The sequence below is a fragment of the Methylomonas fluvii genome, from assembly GCF_014850975.1.
In the GTDB taxonomy this organism is placed as follows: Bacteria; Pseudomonadota; Gammaproteobacteria; order Methylococcales; family Methylomonadaceae; genus Methylomonas; species Methylomonas fluvii.
In genome coordinates this window covers 458,810-479,249 of the sequence record NZ_JACXST010000002.1, presented here as the reverse complement: position 1 = coordinate 479,249, position 20,440 = coordinate 458,810, and the positions used below count along the sequence as shown (strand labels likewise).

Genomic DNA, 20,440 nt, shown 5'->3' with positions numbered 1-20,440 from the left:
TATGCAGAAAATCGACATGAAGTCGGCACAAACTAATACGCAAGAACCGCCTGAGAACGCTAAGACAGAATCTGCGAAGACGCCGTCTGCGGAGCAAGATCCTGCCATTCCGACAGAAATTAATGGCCCGAAAGGGCCGGAGCCTACTCGCTTTGGCGATTGGGAGCGCAAAGGCCGTTGCGTCGATTTTTAATAACAAATTTTTTTTCAACTTTAAATACAGGGTAAATCATGTCAGCAAACAGACCACTTTCGCCCCATCTGCAAGTCTATCGATTGCCCTTAACCGGCTTGGTGTCAATCACCCACCGCATGACCGGGGTGTTCCTTTCCATGGGCCTAGTGTTGTTCGTTTATTTGCTGTTCGCCATTGCCGCTGGTGAAGGTGCGTATGGCGCTATGCAGGCCTTTATGTCGTACTGGTTGTTTAAGCTGGTGTATTGGGGCTTTATTTACGCGCTATTTTTTCATCTGGTGCATGGCATTCGGCATCTGATTTGGGATTTTTGCAAGACATTCGAGCGGATGGCCTTGGATAAGTATGCGGTTTACGAGCTGATCGCTTCCGCATCGTTGACATTGATTACCTTCGTGGTTTCTTAAAAGAGGGCTGGATATGGATTACAAAGCAACATTGGAAAAAGCTGCTGATTTTTTCTCGGTACACAGCGGCTCCGGTCATTTTTGGTACCAACGCGTCACTGCCGTGGCTCTGGTGCCGTTGTCGATCTGGTTGATTGTGTTACTGAATAAAGCCTTGACCGCGCCGTATGCGGATACAGTCGAGTGGTTATCTTCCCCGCTAAATACCTTGGCGATTATCGCCTGGACCGTGGCCGTGGTTTACCACGCTGCTTTGGGAGTGCAGGTGGTGATTGAAGACTATGTGTCTACTATCCCGGTCAGACACTTGGCGATACGCGCCACTAATCTGATTTTTTTAGTTTTGGGTGTCGCGGCATTACTCGCGATTATCATCATTTTTTTCGCAAGGTAACTCATGGCCTCAGCATATAACATCATCGAACACCAACATGACGTCGTGGTGGTTGGCGCCGGCGGAGCCGGCTTGCGGGCTACTTTCGGCATGGTGGAAAAAGGTCTAAAAACCGCTTGTATCAGTAAAGTATTTCCTACCCGCAGCCATACCGTGGCGGCGCAAGGCGGTATTAGTGCGGCACTGGGTAATATGGGTGAGGATGACTGGCGTTTTCACATGTACGACACGGTGAAAGGTTCAGACTGGCTGGGCGATCAGGATGCCATCGAATACATGTGCCGGGAAGCGATTCCGGCCATCATCGAGCTGGAACACTATGGCGTGCCATTTTCGAGGACTGCCGAAGGTAAAATTTACCAGCGGGCTTTCGGCGGCATGTCTACGCATTACGGCAAAGGCCAGGCGCAGAGAACCTGTGCGGCTGCTGACGTGACCGGTCATGCCATTTTACATACCTTGTATCAACAGGCTTTGAAGCACAATGCTGAGTTCTTCGTCGAGTACATCGCGCTGGATTTGATCATGGAAGAGGGTGAGTGCCGTGGTGTCTTGGCTTGGTGTTTGGATGACGGTTCCATTCATCTGTTTCGCGGCCATCAAACAGTAATGGCAACCGGTGGCTACGGTCGTACCTTTTTATCGTGCACCTCGGCGCACACGGTTACCGGCGACGGCAACGGTATGGTCTTGAGAGCCGGTTTGCCTTTACAAGACATGGAGTTCGTGCAATTCCACCCAACCGGTATTTATGGTTCCGGCTGTTTGATGACCGAAGGCGCGCGCGGTGAGGGGGGGTATTTGACCAACTCCGAAGGTGAGCATTTCATGGCCCGATACGCGCCGCATGCTAAAGATTTAGCGTCTCGCGACGTAGTTAGTCGGGCGATTACGGTTGAGATTAACGAAGGACGCGGGATAGGTCCTAAGAAAGACCACGTGCATTTGCATTTGGAGCATCTTGATCCGGCTATCATCCATGAACGCTTGCCCGGCATCACCGAAACCGCAAGGATTTTTGCCGGTGTCGATGCGACCAAACAACCTATTCCGGTTTTGCCGACCGTGCATTACAACATGGGTGGCATTCCGACCAATTACAAGGCCGAAGTCGTCACACTGAAAGACGGTAATCCCGATTATGTGGTTCCTGGCTTGATGGCCATCGGCGAAACGGCCTGCGTTTCGGTGCATGGCGCTAATCGTTTAGGTTCCAACTCCTTGTTGGATTTAGTGGTATTTGGTCGGGCGGCGGCGATTCGTTGCACAGAGCTGATCAAGCCTGGTATGCCGCATAAGCAGTTGGCAAAAGACGCTACGGATCAAGCGTTATCTCGTTTCGATAAAATCCGCCATGCCAACGGCAGCCGTAAAACGGCGGAAATTCGCATGGATATGCAAACGACCATGCAGTCTAAGGCGGCGGTATTCAGAACTGAGGCCACGCTAAACGAAGGTATCAAGGCTATAGGCGAAATTGCCGCATCGTTTGACGATGTCAAAGTGGGTGATAAATCGCTGATCTGGAATACTGATTTAGTTGAAACTCTGGAACTGGATAATTTGCTTGGCCAAGCGCAAGTTACGATTACTGCCGCCGGTAATCGTCAAGAAAGTCGCGGTGGTCATGCGCGCGAGGACTTCCCGAAACGCGATGACAAGAATTGGATGAAGCACACTCTGACCTGGCGGGAAGGCAACAAAGTCAAAATCGATTACCGCCCCGTCCACCTGTATACGCTCACCGACGAAGTCGAAGTCGTTGCGCCTAAAGAGAGGGTTTACTAATGGTTGAATTTACACTGCCCAAAAACTCGGTGATTAAAAAGGGTAAAACTTTTAAAGCCGATGGCGCTACCAACATTCGCAATTTTGAAGTTTATCGTTGGGATCCGGATTCCGGGGAAAATCCGCGCATCGATACCTATGAGATCGATATGGACCAATGCGGACCGATGGTGCTGGATGCGATTCTCAAAATTAAAAATGAAATCGACAGCAGTCTGACGTTTCGCCGCTCCTGTCGCGAAGGCGTCTGCGGCTCATGTGCGATGAACATCAACGGTAAAAATACCTTGGCGTGCACCAAAGCGATTAGCGACTACAAAGGCACCGTGAAAATATTCCCGTTGCCGCATATGTCCGTGGTCAAGGATTTGGTCGCGGATATGACGCATTTCTTCGAACAATATACGTCGATAAAACCCTGGTTAATCAACGAATCAGAGGCGCCTGCCGAAACCGAACGCCTGCAAAGTAGGGAAGATCGTGCAAAACTCGACGGTCTTTACGAATGCGTGCTCTGCGCATGTTGTTCAACCAGTTGTCCGAGCTATTGGTGGAACAGCGACAAATATCTCGGACCGGCGATCCTGTTACAAGCCTACCGTTGGTTAGCCGACAGCCGCGATGAAAACGATAAAGAACGTTTGGACGAGCTCGATGAATCGTTTAAATTGTATCGTTGTCACACCATCATGAACTGCACGGATACTTGTCCTAAAGGACTTAACCCCGCCAAGGCGATTGCCGAAATCAAGAAGCTCTTGGTAGAACGCGACCATCTGTGAACGAAAACATCAATAAACTGCGCTGGCGTTGCCGGCGCGGTACCCTTGAGCTTGATTTGATGCTGATCAGGTACTTGGAAAATCGTTACCTCTCCGCCGACACTACGGAACAACAGACGTTTTTGCAAATGTTGGAACTTGAAGACACGGAACTGATGCGATACTTGATGGGTGAACAATTGCCGAGCGAACAGAGTATGAAAAGCCTGGTCTTGGTAATCAGAGCTTTGCCGGTTTAAGTTTTGCTAAAATTTGGCTGCAAAATCGATGCTTCTCACAATACAAACTGATCTAACGTATTAAAAAACTTCAAATAAACTCTCCTTTACGAATCTGGCGGCTGATAAAGCCCCAAGATTGTTCAAAAGTCATTTAAATACTATTCGGAATGAAAAAGAGCGACTTCAATTACCAGTTGCCGGAGCAACTTATTGCCCAGTATCCGCTGCCGGAACGGAGCGCCAGTCGATTGCTGCATCTGGATAGACAAAGTGCGGCAATTGCAGACTGTCAGTTTGCCGATTTTGTCGACATGATAAGTAGCAACGATTTATTGGTTTTTAACAATACCAAGGTCATGCCTGCTCGCTTGTTCGCGCATAAGTCAAGCGGCGGTAAAGTCGAAATCTTGATTGAGCGTATCGAGGATGCCCATACAGCGCTTGCTCATGTTAAAGCAAGTAAGTCGCCAAAGACCGATGCCTTGTTGACCTTGGAGAATGGCGCGGTATGCAGGGTTATGGGTAGACATAACGATTTATTCAGGTTGCGGTTTGAAACGGAAGCCGGCGTGTTGGCGCTATTGGATGAAGTGGGGCATATTCCGCTGCCGCCCTATATTAGCCGTGTTGACGAAGCGAGTGATTTGGATCGTTATCAAACGGTATTTGCCGAGCAACTGGGGGCCGTGGCGGCACCTACAGCCGGGTTACATTTCGATCAGCTAACCATGGATCGCTTAGAAAAAAAAGGAGTCGCGCTTAATTTCGTGACTTTGCATGTCGGCAGCGGCACATTTCGCCCTGTACGCGTCGAAAACTTATCCGAGCACGTGATGCATAAGGAATCTTATAGCATCTCGCAAGATTGTGTAGATGCAGTTAATCAGGCAAGGGCCAGGGGAGGCAGAGTTGTGGCTATAGGTACCACAGCGGTAAGAGCGTTGGAGTCAGCATCACGTAGTGGTGTGTTGCAGGCTGGATTCGGCGATACCGATTTATTTATTACGCCGGGTTATTCGTTCAAATCTGTAGATGCGCTGCTGACCAACTTTCATTTGCCGGAGTCGACTTTATTAATGTTGGTTTCGGCGTTTGCCGGCTATGAAGCGGTAATGAATGCTTATCGGCATGCTATTGAGCAAAGGTATAGGTTTTTTAGCTATGGGGATGCGATGTTAATGATCTAGTTATCGAAACGCGGTATTAACAATTAGTCCCAAGTGGCTTCATTCGTATCCAAAAAGTCTCCATCATTATTTCTATCCCAGCGCCTTACTCCAGTATTCGTCAATTCGAGTATGCCGTTTCCAGTCTGAGCTCCGGTCGGTGTGGCACTTAGGGTGTAGCTACTAGAGCTGGCCGCACTGATTGTTACAGTGTAAAAGCCAGCAGTTCCCGTTGGAATTGTGTAGATCGACGGTGTGCCGGTATCGCCGGTAGCTGTTCCACAGCCAGTTGCTGCAGTACCAGTGCTTGATGCGTCACAATAGCTGTTTGTCTCAGTAAAGCGGCGTTCCATAGCATTTGATAATCCAAGCAAAACTGCTTTTACATCGGTTCTGCGCGATTTTCGCATGCTGTCTTGATAGCTTGGTAAAGCTACTGCAGCCAGAATACCCACGATGGCTACCGCGATCATTAGCTCAACAAGTGTAACTCCAGTTTGTGTTTGTTTCATAGTCGGTTTCCTGCAAAGCCTTAATTAAGTTATTTGGGTGTTTTTATTTACCCCATAGATATTTAATTGGTAATGCTTATTCATCGAAAAAGCTCGCGCCAACTTGAGCGATTCAAAGTACTGCTTGCGCCGGAGCCGCTAGTACCAAAGTTAATGAGTGTACTGGCTAAAGCTCCTGATGTTTTCGCTGACACGCCAACACCGATATTGCTGGTGGTTAATTGATTTTGAATCAAGGTTGTGCCACCTACAACAGCGCCAATTTGAAAACCACCTACTTCAATATCGCTGCTATCGATTGTGCCGCTAGCGTTAGTGTCGAATATTCTGTGTGTAGTGACTTTTCCTCCGGTTAAATAATCCAATGACATCAGCCATCCTGTTCCACCAGAGTCGCAGACCGCTGTCGAAGGTATTAACGTGTTGAAAAAAATAACGTTATTAATTAATTTTGGGATTCCAGTCCCACGTTCTCCAGTACTGGGTAAGTCTATGTACCAGCCCATGTGCGTTGGAGTACAGACTCCTGAACAATTTGCCGCACTGCCGCCGGTGCTGGGGCGCCAGTTGATTGAGTTGGTGCTTGGTACTCGAAAGGTTCCCGCCGTAGTTGTTGAACTGCTGGTTATTGTTTGCTGTAGTAAATCAGTTGTTCGGGTGCCTATCGTTGTCGTACCGTTGTTTCTATCCCATATGCCATAGAAGGTCTGTGTCGAGTTGCTAGTGTTATCAGAAGTTTCCAAATACTTGCCGGTACCAAACATGACAAGCTGTCCGCCACGATGCGAGGTTACTTCAGGAGGCCAAAAGATCGGTTGAGTTTGGCTGCTACTGTTCATAGCGCTGAATAGTGGAGTGCAGGTGCTTGGCGTTGCGTTGGCGCAGGATGCACTGGAAAAAGCTATTTTCCAAGTTGAAGTGTTGCTGGTCACCGTGTTGTCACTGCTGTTGGGGCCAATAAGGAACTTCCACATGTTGCCTTTGATATCGCCAGCGTACACAGTGTCGGCGTATCCATCGAAGTCTGTATCGACTGGCACTGGTGTTGAAAGCCCATTATCTGCGGCGGTAGGGCTATCGGCAATGATTTTGACGAAATCAGTTGTACCCCAACTACCATCAATGCCGTCTGTAATAAACAACACGTATAAAACTGCCTTGCCCGCGCTGCTGTTATAACCATTTCCTAAAATAGTCGCCCATTTGCCGTTTGCCAGTTTAACGATTTGCTTTGCTTGATTAGTGCTAAGGCTGGTAGGTGGAGTATTAAAAGTGTAACCCATGTCGTTATCATCGAATTCCCAAAGCAAAGTGTTTGCCGGTGCGGTTTCGGCTTCGCTGAAACTGCTTGGATCGGATATATCGAGCGCGTAATAACCCTTGCCCCCAGCACCCAAGCCACCGATTAGAACTGTCCGCCAATCGGGGGTAGAAGTTGTGCCAACGTCCGCATCTGCGGTCATTGGTGATCCATCGACGAAATATCGGTGATCAGATCGGTAATTCGTTGCGGTCAGTCTACTCAAATTAGGGTATACAGCTGATGGAATGTAAGCTAATAATTCTTTACCGGATGTGGCGGTTGGAACACCTGCCGTCACACTACTAAAATCTAAGGATGCGTCAAACGCATGTAACATGCCGTCATTTGCACCTACGTAAACCATGGGTTTACGGTTTAATTTGCTAGTTCTAAATGCACTATAGCCTGGGTGGAGGATATCTGAATAGCCTGCTGCCGGCGGTCCTACGTACCAGGGGTTAGAATTAATAAAATCTCCTAATTTACTGGTATCGCGCGGGCGAAACTTGCTGATTGAAGAGGTAGATGCGCAGGTCAAAGTACCAGTTTCTCCCTCGTTGGTAGCATCGCCACGCAAATAATCCACCCGCTCAAGGCCGCAATTATCAACTGTAATGCCAGTGTAGTTTTTGTCGAGGTAATTTTGCTCGGTTCCTACAGTTGTCGAGGGTCCGGTAAGATTAGCATAAGTAAACGCGACACCATCACTTGCGCCTTTGGTGATAATAGTTCTTCCAGTAAAAGGGTCTTGAGAGTTGATAATTGTTCCTGCATCCCATTCGGCGGTAGTACTAAGCGTACCACTGGTATTGATCCGGTAAGACAATAATTGCCCGCTCCAATCTGCACTGGAAAATTTGGCTTGGAATACTCTACTTTCGATCTGTAGGCTGGTGGAGTTGGTCGCAACAGATGCGGCTGACGCGTCCGGTTGAGAGGCTCTGTCAAAAACAGTTGCCAAAGAGTTGTAAAGCGTAGCTGGATTTCGCACATCGAAGAAATTATCTGGCTCACCATCAGGAGTCAAAGCCTGAGTGATATTATTATGCAAGTCCCAAGAACTTAGCGGCGCTCCATATTTTGCCGAATACCAGAGAGGGTTTTTTAGTAAACCAGCCGCTGGGGTACTTGTATGTGTGTAAATTGTAGCTTTTGGGCAGCCACAATTACTGCCACTAGGACAGCCTGTGGCAGTGACAATTCCGCTAGGAAGTTTCGTTGTGTCAAATGGCGCTGGGCATGTTGACCAAGTTAAATATGCAGTAGCAGGACGAGAAGAGAATGGTGTGGTAAGTAGGCTAAAAAAATTGGCGTTTGCCCCAGTCCCTGTAGAGGGGTCGCAGGTTGCGGTTCCTGGTATTTTAATGGGGAAAGTGGTTCCATCAGTACTTGACCCTGAAATGGTGTAACCCAGTTCCATGCCGGAACCAGTCGCAGACTGAGCCAAGGATACGGTGACTTTAATTTGGTTAGAGGGGACTGTTGGTGAACAAGCGCTACCTACACAGTATTGTATGCGTCCTATAGTATCCATGTCGTAGTCGCTACCTGCAGAACCATCTTCCCAGGACACAAGGAAACTGGCAGCGGTCGGGGAATAATTCTCTACGCGTAAATCGGTCATACTGCAGGTAGTTGAACCGTTGGATCGGCAAGCAGGGACCAAGTTGATTTTGCCAGAATCAACGGAAATTTCGAAGCTTGGCAAGTTTTCGGCTAAACCGACTGTATAGGTGCCTATTGGTTGCCGAGCTACCCAGTCAGAATTAATTCCCGTCCATCGGTTAGTTCTATTGGTAGCATATCCCGGACGGAGATCAAGGGAACGGTTGGATCTGGCAAGGCCGGTTATTAGGTATCCCCCCCTCATATGTGGCAATTCCGGACAAATCCCACTGGCCGATGACAAGTTGGGTAAAGTTTTGGCTGTACACAAATAGTCCAGAGAAGTTGGCGATGAAGCACTTCCTTTGTAGCCTATCAGAAATTGTGCCGTGCCATCGACCCCTTCGTCTGTGCCGACTGCGTTGGTCAGATTGGCAGGATCCAGTCCTGAAATGTCGGTGGTAATTGTGGCGTTATCCAGAGACGTCAAACCCGTAGATAGCACAATAACGTTAGACAAAGCGCACCATTCAGTTGACGGTAATGGATCAGAGCTAGCATCCCATGTGGCTTGCCCAAGTCCCGCAATCACTGCTGTGGACGAACTATCATCGGTAGCATATGCTGTGGAAGCTGATGTTTTGCCAGCAAAATATCGTAGAGCTTCGTGATACATCTCAGACAACGGGTTGCCCCAGTCAACGCAAGTACCGTTAGTGCCTGAGAGTAAGCCACCTGTTGAGCTGCCTGCGTTACATGCAAACGGAGCGCTGTTGTTGTATCCACTAGAGCATACTTGAGTGCTCGTGATTGATCCGGCAGTAGGCGTTTTGTAGCCCGCAATATGAATACGGTTGAGCGTATCGACAATGCCGTTATCAGCAGCATCTTGATTTATGAACTGACCCGTGCAAACGTCAATTTCATCCTCAGAATTGTTATCACCGCATACCGCGCTGCTAGTCAAAGAAGTATTGGCGTTATTCGTCAATAGTCTAATATTTTTCCGCAATACCCCACCTGAAGTATTTTTTTTGTAACTTCCTGTTATTAGGCCAAAACGGGTTCTGCGTTCCGCATCTACGTCGCCATATTTTTGAAGTAGACCTGTGGGCTTAACAGATTCTACCGGTGTGCTAGCGCGCGTAAAATATGACTTACATTGATCCTCTAACATGCCCGGAACACAAACCGCAACACGCGCTGTTAAGTCGCTAGAGCCAGTCAATCTATGAGTTGCGGTGCTGGGGCGAGGTGAAGGTTCGACTGTTTGTTCTTTCCATTGACACTGCAAAATCTCCGTCATTGCCCACTGCGGCCAACCGCCGGCGGCAACTTTTATTAATGGAGCTGGAGAGGTGCCTACACCGTTTATGGTATTTATAGAACCAGTTTGAACACCAGCCGCCATGTCGGTTACATTACATAGAGTAATCCCTGAGTCCGAAGAATATGGGGTATATAGATTCACTGCGGTTCCATTGCCGGTTGTGCCATTTGGGGCGTAGACCTTAGCAAATGCGTGTACATCGGGTGGCAGGAAGGCTCTTTCAAGTACTGTGCTGCCTAATGATGTTCCGGTATTATCGGTGGATCGAAAACCGCCATATAATACTTTACGGACCACGTCTAATCGTGTCATGGTGGCCCAGTTTAGAAAGTTGCCACTCCAGGTACTTCCGTTGCACTGATGCGTGCCAGTAATTACGGTTGTTGTTGGTTCAAACCGGTTATTTACGGTTATATATGTGTAACATTTATTGGCATCGAAATAGCCGTAGTATGAAACTGAGTCGTTATAACTAGTGTCAAGCAATCCATCGTTATTTAGATCTGTATAGTCGGTATATGCCTTTTTCGATAATTCGTGGTCTCTGGATAGCAGCAGCATAACCCTAGGCTCTGTGGACGCAATGAACAGAGGACTCTGGGCGAGCGTCAATGCCCTGCCTGCTGTCGGTAAATTGCTTAATAACAGAATAAGCAGAATGCGTATTATGTTCATGGTTGCCTCTTGGGATTAAACATATTCATGATTGCCTATATATCGCTTGTAACCATACGACCGTTGTTGCGAGTACTCCTTGAGCCCGAACGGTGATACGGTAGTAAGTATCCGTGCCGCTCGGTAAACCTTCGATAATATAGCGAGGTTGAGCTGATAGATTAGATATGGCTGTGGCATGGGTAATTTGACCGTACGCTACACTGGGCGCTGCTGTCATACTGATAGTTGTCCAGATGTCGGTAGAGTACGCAGTGCCTCCGTTATAACAAAGCCCATCGTCTCCAGTACTTGCAGTAGATCCACCACAGCCAACTGAAAATCCGGTATATCCAATCAAGTTACGAGAATGTGTTATATCCCTTTCAGCATCGCGAAGGGCAGACTCAGCTGCCTGAAAAGCAATGCTCCGATCTCGAGTATTACCGGCCATTTTTTCTTCCATGGAAGTGGTTTGCATGCCTGTAACTCCAATTAGAGTTAACAGAAGTAGCATGATTAAACTGACTACCAATACGGCACCGGATTGACGCGATATTCTTTTTTGCTTTACAGATAGCTTGCTATATGTGTTTTTTGCCAATGAGGTTGATAGTGTCTTCATCGCATGCGCTATTTAGGGTAATCTGTTTCGTACGGCAATCGTTGAACTGAAAACTCGCCTGATTTTTAGATCAGACGGGGTTGTAGTGGCGCCATTGTAAGTGTAAGGTGTTGATTGCGAGGTTAGGTTATCCTCAATTGTTGCAGCCAATAAACTTATCCGTATGCTCACGACTTGAGCCATGTTAAGGCCTGTAGTTCCGGCTGCGACGTAGTAATCTGGGGAATTGTCGCTGTTGGTATCAGCGCCGTATAGGATTTGCATATTCTCAATCCCTTCAACCAAAGGATTGTTTAAGCCGTTTGTGTCCTGCTGTAGAACACCATTATTGATTTTGTAAGTAATGGTAGACGTGGCGTGGGTGTAAAAGGCGTCAGTGCTCAAGACTGCATCGCCGCAGGTTCCAGTTGGTGTTTGCACGAATGCGCCTTTCAGCGTTAATGTGTCAGTGCCATCGTCAATGTTGTCACCATTTGTTGCGTTATTATTGGTTCCAGCAATATCTATATCAGGACTGGTTGGATTGCGGCAGCCCCAAAAACCGGCCATACGGATATCATGAGCAAGAAACTCCAGGGCAAATCGACCGTTTTCTTGGAGCCTGGACATGCTTTCTTGCATTCGATAGCTTTGCCTACTGCCTATAAAGATTTGTATGATGCCCGTAAGTAAAAATGCGCCGATTAGCAAAGCGATCATGATCTCTATTAAGGTCATACCTCGCTGAGGTTTGATGGTTTTCATAAGCGGAAAGTCGTCTGAAAGTTTGGGTCGCTGCTGTTTACGCTACCGTCGCGGTTATCGTCCCAGTTAATAGCAATTGTGTAGACGCCGCTGTTGACGCTGATGGTACCCGCTCCCCCTGGAAGGGTTGTCGTCACGTTACCATTCCATTCATACAAATCGTTTTGAGCCATATCGGCAGCTGTACAGGTAGTGCTAACAGCCAAGCAATCTGACTGGGCAGTCGCGCTTGTTGGCAGTACGGACGTGTAGGTGTTTAAGCCCGCTATATTGGTACGTACTCTGTCAGCTAAGTCATAGGCTAGTTCCGTGGCCTGACTGCGATTGTAGGCGCTCACATTATTTCTCAACGAAGTAGCTTGTAAGCCAGCCATGCCAAGTAAGCCAAGTGCTAATACCAATATTGCTATTAATACTTCTATAAGCGTGAATCCGTGGCTTTTGATCATAAGTTAAAACCCCGATGTGCAAGAACTAATTTCAGTACCATCTTCTTTTTCTGGAATGCCGTCCTGGTCTTGATCTGGAGCAATTCGTGCCCTACCTGTACCTTTGACGATAATTAGTTTAGCTTTGGAAATAGTGCTGCTTTCACATAATGCAAAGCTACCGCCTCCTGAGTTGCTGATAAAGCCGTTGGGTGTAAATCGAATGAAATTGGCAAAATTATTATTCCCCCTCAGAGACAAATTAGTATGTAATCCGGGAAAAGATCTAATCAATAGATCGCCAGTCTCGTAATTGCCATCGTTGTCGGCATCGGTAAACACATCCCAACCATTTTCCCAGTTAGCCCCCCCCCAATTGGCTGTGTCGCCCAAGTGAGTAAAGGAATTATCATCAACTTTGCGCACAGTCACAGATTGGCTACGCTTTACGGACTCACTACGCGCCAAGTTGAGAGCCGTTACAAGCTCATTCGTCGATGTGCTGAGTCGATTGCTGCTGATAATCGAAGTAAAGCTTGGTATTGCCACGCCCAATAAAACTCCCGCAATTGTGATGGTAACCATCAATTCTATTAAGGTGAAACCATCTAGATAATCGGAAGGTACAGTCTTCATAAGCTCATTTCGAATTGGGTTGCTGGTTTGAATTTACATTCAAATCAGATGGCTGCATCAACCTCAAAAAACTGTAAATATGAAATCATGGATTTTGGGGAGGAGCCATTGAAGTATCGGAATCGCATTTGAAGATAGCACAGGATTCAACAAAGTTATGCGAGTTAAACCACAATCGCAATGTGAGTGTTTACAGATTTTCGCCAAAATGGCGATCCCTGCAACGAGGCGTCTTAGATTTTTAAAATGAGTGTTTTTCGGCAAGATCAGCTTTCTCTAACTACAATCTTAGCTGAGCTTAGCTACAATCTGAGCAATGTAAAATTCTAATCAGTTGAACTGATAATCGCAGTTTGTACTGATTTAACAGTTTTAAATTATGTTCGATAAATTTTTGAGGAGAAAATTGTGGCAACAATTCTTGCTGTAGACGATTCCGCATCAATGAGGCAGATGGTGGCGTTTACCTTAAAGGGCGCGGGTTATAACGTGGTAGAAGCCGTTGATGGAGCGGACGCTTTAAACAAAGCTAAAGCGCAAGCTTTCGATTGCGTGGTTACCGATGTCAATATGCCAAACAAGGACGGAATTGAATTAATTAGAGACTTACGCGCTTTGCCGAACTACAAGTTTACGCCAATGTTGATGCTGACCACTGAGGCGGGAACGGACAAAAAGCAGCAGGGCAAAGATGCCGGTGCAACGGGCTGGATAGTCAAACCATTCAATCCAGACCAGCTCTTGAAAACGATCAAAAAAGTGATGGGCTAAATATCCGCATTTTCAGAGACATCAGCACCGGGTAATTCTATGTCAATCGATATGGCGCAATTTCATCAGGTTTTTTTCGAAGAAAGTTTCGAAGGACTTGACGCGATGGAATCGGGATTGCTCAATCTTGATTTGGGGGATGTTAACGTCGAAGACATCAACACAATTTTCCGCGCGGCGCATTCAATAAAAGGCGGTAGCGGAACTTTCGGTTTTACTGCTGTTTCCGACTTTACCCATGTCATGGAGACCTTGCTCGATGAAATGCGCGACGGCCGTAGAAAAATCACCCAACCGGCGGTTGATGTGTTACTGGGGTCAGTCGATTGCCTGAGAGATATGCTGCAATCGATACAAAACGGCAGCGAAGTGGATCAGTCTGATGTCGCTGAGCATAAATTAGCCTTGGATAACGAGCTAAATAATGCAGTGCCGAGTTCCCCGACTGGGAGACACGCTCCGGAAGCTTCAGCGCCAAAAAGTGCTGCGGTTTTGCCCGCTGAAGAAGCTGAACAAATCGCCGGCTGGGTAATAGCCTTCAGTCCGCATTTACATTTGTTGAAGACCGGTAACGAACCGGTACGGATGTTCAGGGAGTTGGCAGCCCTGGGCCAGTTGACGACAACCGTGGATTTACAAGGTGTACCCGATCTTGACGATTTGGATCCGGAAGAGTGTCATTTGTCCTGGAAATTGCGTGTTTTGGGCGATATTCCGGAGGCGGAAATTGACGAGATTTTCGACTGGGTCGAGGACGATTGCGATTTGGCTAAACAACCGATCTACAAAACGTCCACTTCTTCTGCACAAACCCAGGTCTCAGCAGACATCGCTATAAAGCCCGTTACAAACATTGTTCCTAGAGAAATAAGCTCTGAGTTTGCAAGTACCTCAGAATCTGAGTCCAATGCGCCGGAGCGTAAAAGCGGTAAAAAAGAGGAAGTAAAAGCCGCTCCCAAAGGTTCAAGTTCCATTCGCGTGGATACCAGCAAAATCGATACCTTGATTAATATGGTAGGGGAGTTGGTCATCACCCAATCCATGCTCAGTTTATTAGGCGAACATTTCGAATTGAATAAACTTGATCAATTGAAAAACGGACTTTCTCAGCTTGAGCGGCATACCCGAGAACTGCAGGAAAGCGTGATGAACATTCGTATGCTGCCTATCAGTTTCGTGTTCAGCCGTTTCCCACGGCTGGCGCATGATATCAGCAGCAAACTAGGTAAAAAAATCGAACTTAAATTGGTGGGTGAACACACCGAAGTGGATAAGACAGTCGTCGAACTGCTCAGTGATCCCTTGGTTCATTTAGTCAGAAACAGCTTGGACCATGGCATTGAAATGCCCAATGTCAGGCTCGCGGCCGGCAAACCCGAAACGGGTACGGTTACCCTTGAAGCTTATCATCGCGGCGGCAATATCGTGATTGAAGTCACTGATGATGGTAAAGGCCTCGACAAAGATAAATTAAGGGCCAAAGCAATTGAAAAAGGTTTGATCGATCCCGAGGCAATCTTAAGCGATAAGCAAACATACGAGCTGATTTTTATGCCGGGGTTTTCTACCGCAGAAAAACTTACCGATATTTCCGGTCGCGGTGTGGGGATGGATGTGGTCCGACGTAATATCCAGGCCTTGGGCGGCAACATAGAAATTCTTTCCGAGTTGGGCAAAGGGTCCACCATTTCCATTCATCTTCCGCTTACTCTGGCTATTCTGGATGGTCAGTCGATTGCGGTTGGCGATGAAACCTACATATTACCCTTGGGTTCTATTATCGAGTCACTTCACGTCAAGGAAGACAGGCTCAATAGAGTGGCGGGCAAAGGGGAAACTTTCCTGTTGCGCGGCCAATATTTACCGATTATCAGGATGCATCAAATTTTTAACGTGCCTACCGCGAAAACCACCAAGCTAACCGAAGGTTTAATTGTGGTTGTCGAAGGGCAAGGTTTGCGTTGCGGCTTGTTCGTGGATGATCTGCTTGGTCAGCAGCAAGTAGTAATTAAGTCGCTCGAGGCGAATTATCGGCGGATTGAAGGGGTATCTGGCGCAACTATTCTGGGCGATGGTTCGGTGGCCCTGATTCTTGATATCCCCGGTCTCGTGCGTTTAGCTAACCAATAAACCTAATCTAAAGCGTGTCATGTCGGAAATAATCGAACTCAGCATTACAGACCAGCAAGATGCAAAACGGTTGGATACTAGTTTGCAGTTTTTAAGCTTTACCTTGGGCCAGGAAGAATATGGGGTAGATATTCTGCGAGTTCAGGAAATTCGCAGTTGGGAGCCGGTATCGCGAATTCCCAATGTGCCGGCTTATGAAAAAGGTGTGGTCAATCTGCGCGGTGCGATTGTGCCTATCATTGATTTACGCGAACGATTTCAACTGGGACACAGTGATTACTCGCCCTTAACGGTAGTTGTGGTTTTGCAAGCGCGTATGGCCGATAAAACCAGGATCATCGGGGTTGTGGTGGATTCTGTTTCAGATGTTGTCGATGTCAATAAAAAAAGTATCCAAAGCGCGCCGAATTTTGGTGCAAAAGTCAGTACTGAATTTATCAATGGCCTGGTTTCAGTAAACGGCCGAATGGTGATGCTGTTGGATGTAGATAAATTATTAAAACTTGATGGCCTGGATGGTGAAGATGAAAGTTGAAAAAAGAGCTGTTTATGGCTGGGTTGTAACGGAGGATATGCAATGAAACTCAATCACCCTGTGACCGATCGCGAAGTCTTAATGAAGCCAGGCACCATTTTGGTCACGCGCACCAATTTGAAAGGCATTATTACTTATGCAAACGACGCTTTTATCGAAATCAGCGGCTTTAGCAAGGATGAACTTGTGGGGGCGAATCATAATATGGTTCGTCATCCTGACATGCCGCCAGCGGCATTTGAAGATTTATGGAATTGTTTGAAGGCTGGACGCCCTTGGACCGCACCCGTCAAAAATAGGACCAAGACCGGAGATTATTATTGGGTGGAAGCAAATGTAACACCGGTGTTCAAGAATGGCAAAGTACACGAATACCTGTCGGTTCGTTACGCGCCATCCCGGGAGCAAATTCAGCAAGCAGAATCTTTGTATGAAAAACTAAATGCCAATAAAGCCACAATACGGCCGACGGGAATTAATGCGCTCATCAAGAAATTACTGGAATTGGGCTTGTGGAAAAAAGTTGGGATTATCTACCTGATCTTTTTGTTGCCGACGATCAATTCCATTTACGACCATTACATGGAACAAAAATACCCGGAGATGTTCCTGTTTTTGGGCTTGGCGGGATTTGCCTCAATATTGGGATATTCGGTGATTCGTAGTGTCGTAAATGCATTAGAGAAGTCTATTAGGATTTCCTATCGGATGGCGGACGAGCAATTCCGGAATACTATAGATTTGGATCGTGGTGATGAGATCGGCGATTTCTATCGGGCCTTATACGGCATGCAAGTTAAGTTGAATTCCGATTTGGCGTATTCCAAACAAGTAGCATCGGAGGCGATGCGCATCAAACAGGCTCTCGACAATGTGCAGTCTTGTGTCATGGTGGCTAACAACGATTTAGACATCATATACATGAACAAGACAGTGGCCGATATGTTCCAAAATGCGGAAGCAGACATTCGCAAGCAATTGCCTGATTTCAATGCTAGCAAGCTGATGGGCGCCAACATCGATCAATTCCATAAAAAACCAGCTCACCAACGCGGCCTGTTGGCAAACCTATCCAGCACGTTTAGTTCGGCCTTAGTGATTGGCGACAGACACATGAATATCGTTGCCAATCCGGTTAAGAACGACGAAAACGAGCGTATCGGTATCGTGGTCGAGTGGTTGGATAGAACGCATGAAGTAAAAATCGAGCAGGAAATTGCCAGCATAGTGGAAGCTGTTAAAGTCGGTGAATTGTCCAGCCGGATCGAGATGGCCGATAAGCAAGGCTTTTTTGAAACGCTCAGCGAAGGCATCAACGAACTGACCGATGTGATCGAAAATGTATTCAGAGATGTTGGCAGTACCATGCAAAGTATGGCCGCTGGAGATTTGACCAATCGAATCACCAGTGATTACCAAGGTGTTTATTTAAACTGCAAGAACGACATTAATACCACCATCGATAAGCTGAACGAGATTTTCGGCCAGGTTAGCGAGTCTGCTCATTTTATTAACAACTCGTCTCAAGAAATAGCCAGCGGTAATAACAATCTATCGCAACGCGCCGAACAACAGGCTGCGAATTTGCAGCAAACTGCCGCCAGCATGGAAGAGTTGACTAGTACTGTAAAAAATAATGCCGATAACGCTCAGCAAGCTAACACAGTGGCCAATAACGCCAAAGAGTTGGCTGAAAAAGGTGGGAATGTCGTCAAGGCGGCGGTTTCCGCCATGCAGGAAATCAACGAGAGCAGTAATAAAATCGCTGACATCATTAGCGTGATTGATGAAATTGCCTTCCAAACCAATTTGTTGGCTTTGAATGCGTCAGTGGAAGCAGCCAGAGCTGGCGAGCAAGGTAGAGGCTTTTCCGTGGTTGCCACAGAGGTGAGAAATCTGGCACAACGCAGTGCCACCGCGGCTAGGGAGAGTAAAGAGCTGATTCAAACCAGTGTGCAAAAAGTCAGAGCAGGCACCGAGTTTGTGAACGAAACCGGTAAAGCTCTGAACGAAATTGTGGCAGGCGTGCAGAAGGTGGGTGAAATCGTCGCCCAGATTGCCGACGCAAGTGTTGAGCAATCTGCGGGTATAGGGCAGGTGAATCAGGCCGTTGCGCAAATGGACGAAATTACCCAACAAAACGCGGCTTTAGCCGAAGAAGCATCTGCCGCCAGTGTTTCAATGAGCGACTTGTCGACGAATATGGTCGAGATGTTGGCGTTTTTCAAAACAGAAAAAAAATCCGGGCAGCAAAAAGTTGTTCATCATGCCGATAGTTCTAGCGTTGTTCGTGCAGAGGCCAATAGAGCGACATTATCGCAACCGATTCGTCAGCCGAGTAGTTTTAAACAAACCTCACAAGCTGACGACGAATGGCAGGATTTTTAGCGGAGTTGCTTGATTGACCAAACCATTAGATAGGGAATAGCCGCCATGACAGCCGATTTAGAATCCAATCAGCACGTTGAGCAATTTTTGACTTTCGAGTTGGAAGGCGAAGCATATGGCATCGAAATTTTGAAAGTCCAAGAAATCAGAGGCTGGGAGCCCATCAGAAAAATTCCCAATACGCCTGATTTTGTTAAAGGCGCGTTGAATTTACGCGGTTCCATCGTGCCGATTGTCGATCTGCGCGAACGCTTTCAGATGCAAAAAGTTGAATATACGCCGGTGACGGTCGTTATTGTGATGAGTGTCAATACTGCTTCTGGTACTTCGGTGATGGGCATCGTCGCTGATGCAGTATCCGATGTGTTGGATATTAAGCTGTCCGATATAAAAGAAGCGCCGAATTTGGGGTCGAGAATCAATACTCAATATATGCGCGGAATGTTCGTCGGCAAGAAAAATATGGTGATGTTATTGGATGTCGATAAGCTTTTAAATCCGGAAGAGTTTGTCGATATTGCCGGGCTTGCTGCTATTGCCGAGGGTAAATGAGCGCGAGGATTGTAGCGGTCCTTAACCAGAAAGGCGGGGTAGGAAAAACCACCACTTCGGTCAATTTGACCCACGCTCTAGCTAAACTCGGTAAGAAAATTACAGTGATAGACTTTGATCCTCAGAGTCATTTGGCCGTTTCACTAGGTTCGGTAGATCCGCAAAAAAGTGGGATTGATAAGGTTTTGTTGGAAGGGGTAAGTCTCGCGGAGCAATCAATTCCGGTTAGAAAGAATCTGAATTTGGTGGTTGCCGGTCCTAGATTGCAGGAAATTGAGCAATTGACGGATGGTGGAGCCAGACGTGGTGATCTGCTTCGCAGAGCTTTGCTTGACGGCAATCGCGATGAAGATTTTATCTTTATCGATTGCCCCCCTTCTTCCGGTGTATTGGTAGCCAATGCCTTGTTTGCCGCCGACGAAATATTGGTGCCGATGACCAGTGATTATTTGGCATTACAAGGGCTGTCGCATTTGGTGGGAACCATTAAGAAATTTGAAAGCGCTTTGAAAAGGCCCTACAAATTTTCTCTGGTCATGTCCAGGTATATACCGACCAGACGTATTTCAAAGGAGGTGTTGAGTGTCATACAAAAATACTTCCCTGGGCAAATTTTGGCGACGGCCATTCGGGAAACGGCTTTACTCGCAGAGTGCCCTAGTTTTGGTAAAACCATTTTTGAATATCGCCCCGGCTGCCGTTCTGCACGAGATTTTATGGCACTTGCTGAAGACTTTTTACAAGGGAGGATGATGTAATGGCGGAACAAGATGAAGATAGTTTGATCGGTTATGACCCTCTGGCCTGGATGCATCGATCAGATTTCAATCAAGACTCACGAAAAGCCGAAGTTGGCGAATCGGAAGTGGACAGTTCGACAGAGCTTGCGAGCTCGACAGAAACAGCGTCAAACCTTGAGATAGACTTGGATCAAGCGCCGGCCGACGCCTCTGAGCCATACGCCTCTCAAGGTGAAAGAGCGGTTTTGGTGTTGGAGCCAGTACTGAATATTCAAAATGTGTCGGTTCTCCACCAACACCTGATGCAGATGCTCAGCAATTTTGAGGCTATCGATATCGACGCTTCCGGCGTGACGATGATAGATACGGCCAATTTGCAACTGTTATTGATTTTAAAGCAAACCGCAATTGGCTTGCAGAAATCCATTTCTATCGACTTTCCTTCCGATAAATTTATTGAAGCATCGGAATTATTGGGGATTGCCGAAATGCTGGAAGTTGATCAAGCTGCATCCGGCTTCTTTTGATGGGGT

Annotated in this window: 20 protein-coding genes; 14 read left to right on the top strand and 6 right to left on the bottom strand. The window is 47.1% G+C overall.

The window, feature by feature from the left end; translation table 11 throughout:
- Window position 1: 1 nt before the first annotated feature.
- The 7 genes from EBB_RS11675 to queA all read left to right on the top strand — a co-directional run bounded on the left by EBB_RS11675 (window position 2) and on the right by queA (window position 4,975).
- Entirely contained in the window at window positions 2-193 is a 192-nt protein-coding gene (locus EBB_RS11675) for a DUF1674 domain-containing protein (protein WP_192394025.1), read from the top strand.
- Window positions 194-231: 38 nt separating this feature from the next.
- Complete coding sequence (gene sdhC / locus EBB_RS11670; protein ID WP_192394024.1) at window positions 232-603, top strand: succinate dehydrogenase, cytochrome b556 subunit; 372 nt, start codon at window positions 232-234, stop codon at window positions 601-603.
- A 13-nt stretch (window positions 604-616) separates the two neighbouring features.
- On the top strand, window positions 617-997 hold the full coding sequence (gene sdhD / locus EBB_RS11665) for a succinate dehydrogenase, hydrophobic membrane anchor protein (protein WP_192394023.1): 381 nt from the start codon (window positions 617-619) through the stop codon (window positions 995-997).
- Between the two features lie 3 nt (window positions 998-1,000).
- Window positions 1,001-2,785: a succinate dehydrogenase flavoprotein subunit gene (sdhA, locus tag EBB_RS11660; RefSeq protein WP_192394022.1), complete on the top strand. Its 1,785-nt coding sequence runs from the start codon at window positions 1,001-1,003 to the stop codon at window positions 2,783-2,785.
- Window positions 2,785-3,567: a succinate dehydrogenase iron-sulfur subunit gene (locus EBB_RS11655; protein ID WP_225587411.1), complete on the top strand. Its 783-nt coding sequence runs from the start codon at window positions 2,785-2,787 to the stop codon at window positions 3,565-3,567. Before sdhA ends, EBB_RS11655 begins: the two co-directional genes overlap by 1 nt.
- Window positions 3,564-3,806 (top strand): FAD assembly factor SdhE, encoded by a 243-nt coding sequence (locus tag EBB_RS11650; protein ID WP_192394021.1) that lies wholly within the window; start codon window positions 3,564-3,566, stop codon window positions 3,804-3,806. The genes EBB_RS11655 and EBB_RS11650 overlap by 4 nt, the downstream gene beginning before the upstream one ends.
- Window positions 3,807-3,955: 149 nt before the next feature.
- The gene (gene queA, locus EBB_RS11645; RefSeq protein ID WP_192394020.1) at window positions 3,956-4,975 is read left to right on the top strand and encodes a tRNA preQ1(34) S-adenosylmethionine ribosyltransferase-isomerase QueA; all 1,020 of its coding nucleotides are present in this window, start codon (window positions 3,956-3,958) and stop codon (window positions 4,973-4,975) included.
- 23 nt (window positions 4,976-4,998) lie between these two features.
- Here the strand turns inward: queA and EBB_RS11640 are convergent, their stop codons facing one another.
- From EBB_RS11640 to EBB_RS11615, 6 genes are all read right to left on the bottom strand, one after another.
- Window positions 4,999-5,466 (bottom strand): type IV pilin protein, encoded by a 468-nt coding sequence (locus EBB_RS11640; RefSeq protein ID WP_192394019.1) that lies wholly within the window; start codon window positions 5,464-5,466, stop codon window positions 4,999-5,001.
- A gap of 80 nt (window positions 5,467-5,546) precedes the next feature.
- Window positions 5,547-10,379 carry a pilus assembly protein gene (locus EBB_RS11635; RefSeq protein WP_192394018.1) on the bottom strand — a complete coding sequence of 1,611 codons (4,833 nt, stop codon included), beginning with the start codon at window positions 10,377-10,379 and terminating at the stop codon, window positions 5,547-5,549.
- Window positions 10,380-10,404: 25 nt separating this feature from the next.
- Entirely contained in the window at window positions 10,405-10,983 is a 579-nt protein-coding gene (locus EBB_RS11630) for a pilus assembly PilX family protein (protein ID WP_192394017.1), read from the bottom strand.
- Window positions 10,984-10,995: 12 nt separating this feature from the next.
- Window positions 10,996-11,727 (bottom strand): PilW family protein, encoded by a 732-nt coding sequence (locus EBB_RS11625; protein WP_225587410.1) that lies wholly within the window; start codon window positions 11,725-11,727, stop codon window positions 10,996-10,998.
- Window positions 11,724-12,176, bottom strand: a complete 453-nt coding sequence (gene pilV, locus EBB_RS11620; RefSeq protein ID WP_192394016.1) for a type IV pilus modification protein PilV — start codon at window positions 12,174-12,176, stop codon at window positions 11,724-11,726. Before pilV ends, EBB_RS11625 begins: the two co-directional genes overlap by 4 nt.
- 3 nt (window positions 12,177-12,179) lie before the next feature.
- A complete protein-coding gene (locus EBB_RS11615; protein WP_192394015.1) occupies window positions 12,180-12,791 on the bottom strand; it encodes a GspH/FimT family pseudopilin in 612 nt (203 codons plus the stop codon).
- A 408-nt stretch (window positions 12,792-13,199) separates the two neighbouring features.
- Here EBB_RS11615 and EBB_RS11610 point away from each other — a divergent pair, with 408 nt between their 5' ends.
- The 7 genes from EBB_RS11610 to EBB_RS11580 are packed head-to-tail and all read left to right on the top strand — an operon-like array spanning window position 13,200 to window position 20,434.
- Window positions 13,200-13,562 (top strand): response regulator, encoded by a 363-nt coding sequence (locus tag EBB_RS11610; RefSeq protein WP_026146892.1) that lies wholly within the window; start codon window positions 13,200-13,202, stop codon window positions 13,560-13,562.
- A gap of 39 nt (window positions 13,563-13,601) precedes the next feature.
- Window positions 13,602-15,692 (top strand): chemotaxis protein CheA, encoded by a 2,091-nt coding sequence (locus EBB_RS11605; protein ID WP_192394014.1) that lies wholly within the window; start codon window positions 13,602-13,604, stop codon window positions 15,690-15,692.
- 19 nt (window positions 15,693-15,711) lie between these two features.
- The gene (locus tag EBB_RS11600) at window positions 15,712-16,227 is read left to right on the top strand and encodes a chemotaxis protein CheW (RefSeq protein ID WP_192394013.1); all 516 of its coding nucleotides are present in this window, start codon (window positions 15,712-15,714) and stop codon (window positions 16,225-16,227) included.
- Between the two features lie 42 nt (window positions 16,228-16,269).
- Window positions 16,270-18,615, top strand: a complete 2,346-nt coding sequence (locus EBB_RS11595) for a methyl-accepting chemotaxis protein (RefSeq protein ID WP_192394012.1) — start codon at window positions 16,270-16,272, stop codon at window positions 18,613-18,615.
- 45 nt (window positions 18,616-18,660) lie between these two features.
- On the top strand, window positions 18,661-19,167 hold the full coding sequence (locus EBB_RS11590) for a chemotaxis protein CheW (protein WP_192394011.1): 507 nt from the start codon (window positions 18,661-18,663) through the stop codon (window positions 19,165-19,167).
- Window positions 19,164-19,925 carry a ParA family protein gene (locus EBB_RS11585; RefSeq protein WP_192394010.1) on the top strand — a complete coding sequence of 254 codons (762 nt, stop codon included), beginning with the start codon at window positions 19,164-19,166 and terminating at the stop codon, window positions 19,923-19,925. Before EBB_RS11590 ends, EBB_RS11585 begins: the two co-directional genes overlap by 4 nt.
- Window positions 19,925-20,434, top strand: a complete 510-nt coding sequence (locus tag EBB_RS11580) for an STAS domain-containing protein (protein WP_192394009.1) — start codon at window positions 19,925-19,927, stop codon at window positions 20,432-20,434. Before EBB_RS11585 ends, EBB_RS11580 begins: the two co-directional genes overlap by 1 nt.
- Window positions 20,435-20,440 lie beyond the last annotated feature (6 nt).

Coding starts and splice junctions, on each gene's coding strand:
- EBB_RS11675 (WP_192394025.1), top strand. CDS start 2: ATGCAGAAAATCGACATGAAGTCGGCACAAACTAATACGCAAGAACCG.
- sdhC (WP_192394024.1), top strand. CDS start 232: ATGTCAGCAAACAGACCACTTTCGCCCCATCTGCAAGTCTATCGATTG.
- sdhD (WP_192394023.1), top strand. CDS start 617: ATGGATTACAAAGCAACATTGGAAAAAGCTGCTGATTTTTTCTCGGTA.
- sdhA (WP_192394022.1), top strand. CDS start 1,001: ATGGCCTCAGCATATAACATCATCGAACACCAACATGACGTCGTGGTG.
- EBB_RS11655 (WP_225587411.1), top strand. CDS start 2,785: ATGGTTGAATTTACACTGCCCAAAAACTCGGTGATTAAAAAGGGTAAA.
- queA (WP_192394020.1), top strand. CDS start 3,956: ATGAAAAAGAGCGACTTCAATTACCAGTTGCCGGAGCAACTTATTGCC.
- EBB_RS11640 (WP_192394019.1), bottom strand. CDS start 5,466: ATGAAACAAACACAAACTGGAGTTACACTTGTTGAGCTAATGATCGCG.
- EBB_RS11635 (WP_192394018.1), bottom strand. CDS start 10,379: ATGAACATAATACGCATTCTGCTTATTCTGTTATTAAGCAATTTACCG.
- EBB_RS11630 (WP_192394017.1), bottom strand. CDS start 10,983: ATGAAGACACTATCAACCTCATTGGCAAAAAACACATATAGCAAGCTA.
- EBB_RS11625 (WP_225587410.1), bottom strand. CDS start 11,727: ATGAAAACCATCAAACCTCAGCGAGGTATGACCTTAATAGAGATCATG.
- pilV (WP_192394016.1), bottom strand. CDS start 12,176: ATGATCAAAAGCCACGGATTCACGCTTATAGAAGTATTAATAGCAATA.
- EBB_RS11615 (WP_192394015.1), bottom strand. CDS start 12,791: ATGAAGACTGTACCTTCCGATTATCTAGATGGTTTCACCTTAATAGAA.
- EBB_RS11605 (WP_192394014.1), top strand. CDS start 13,602: ATGTCAATCGATATGGCGCAATTTCATCAGGTTTTTTTCGAAGAAAGT.
- EBB_RS11600 (WP_192394013.1), top strand. CDS start 15,712: ATGTCGGAAATAATCGAACTCAGCATTACAGACCAGCAAGATGCAAAA.
- EBB_RS11595 (WP_192394012.1), top strand. CDS start 16,270: ATGAAACTCAATCACCCTGTGACCGATCGCGAAGTCTTAATGAAGCCA.
- EBB_RS11590 (WP_192394011.1), top strand. CDS start 18,661: ATGACAGCCGATTTAGAATCCAATCAGCACGTTGAGCAATTTTTGACT.
- EBB_RS11585 (WP_192394010.1), top strand. CDS start 19,164: ATGAGCGCGAGGATTGTAGCGGTCCTTAACCAGAAAGGCGGGGTAGGA.
- EBB_RS11580 (WP_192394009.1), top strand. CDS start 19,925: ATGGCGGAACAAGATGAAGATAGTTTGATCGGTTATGACCCTCTGGCC.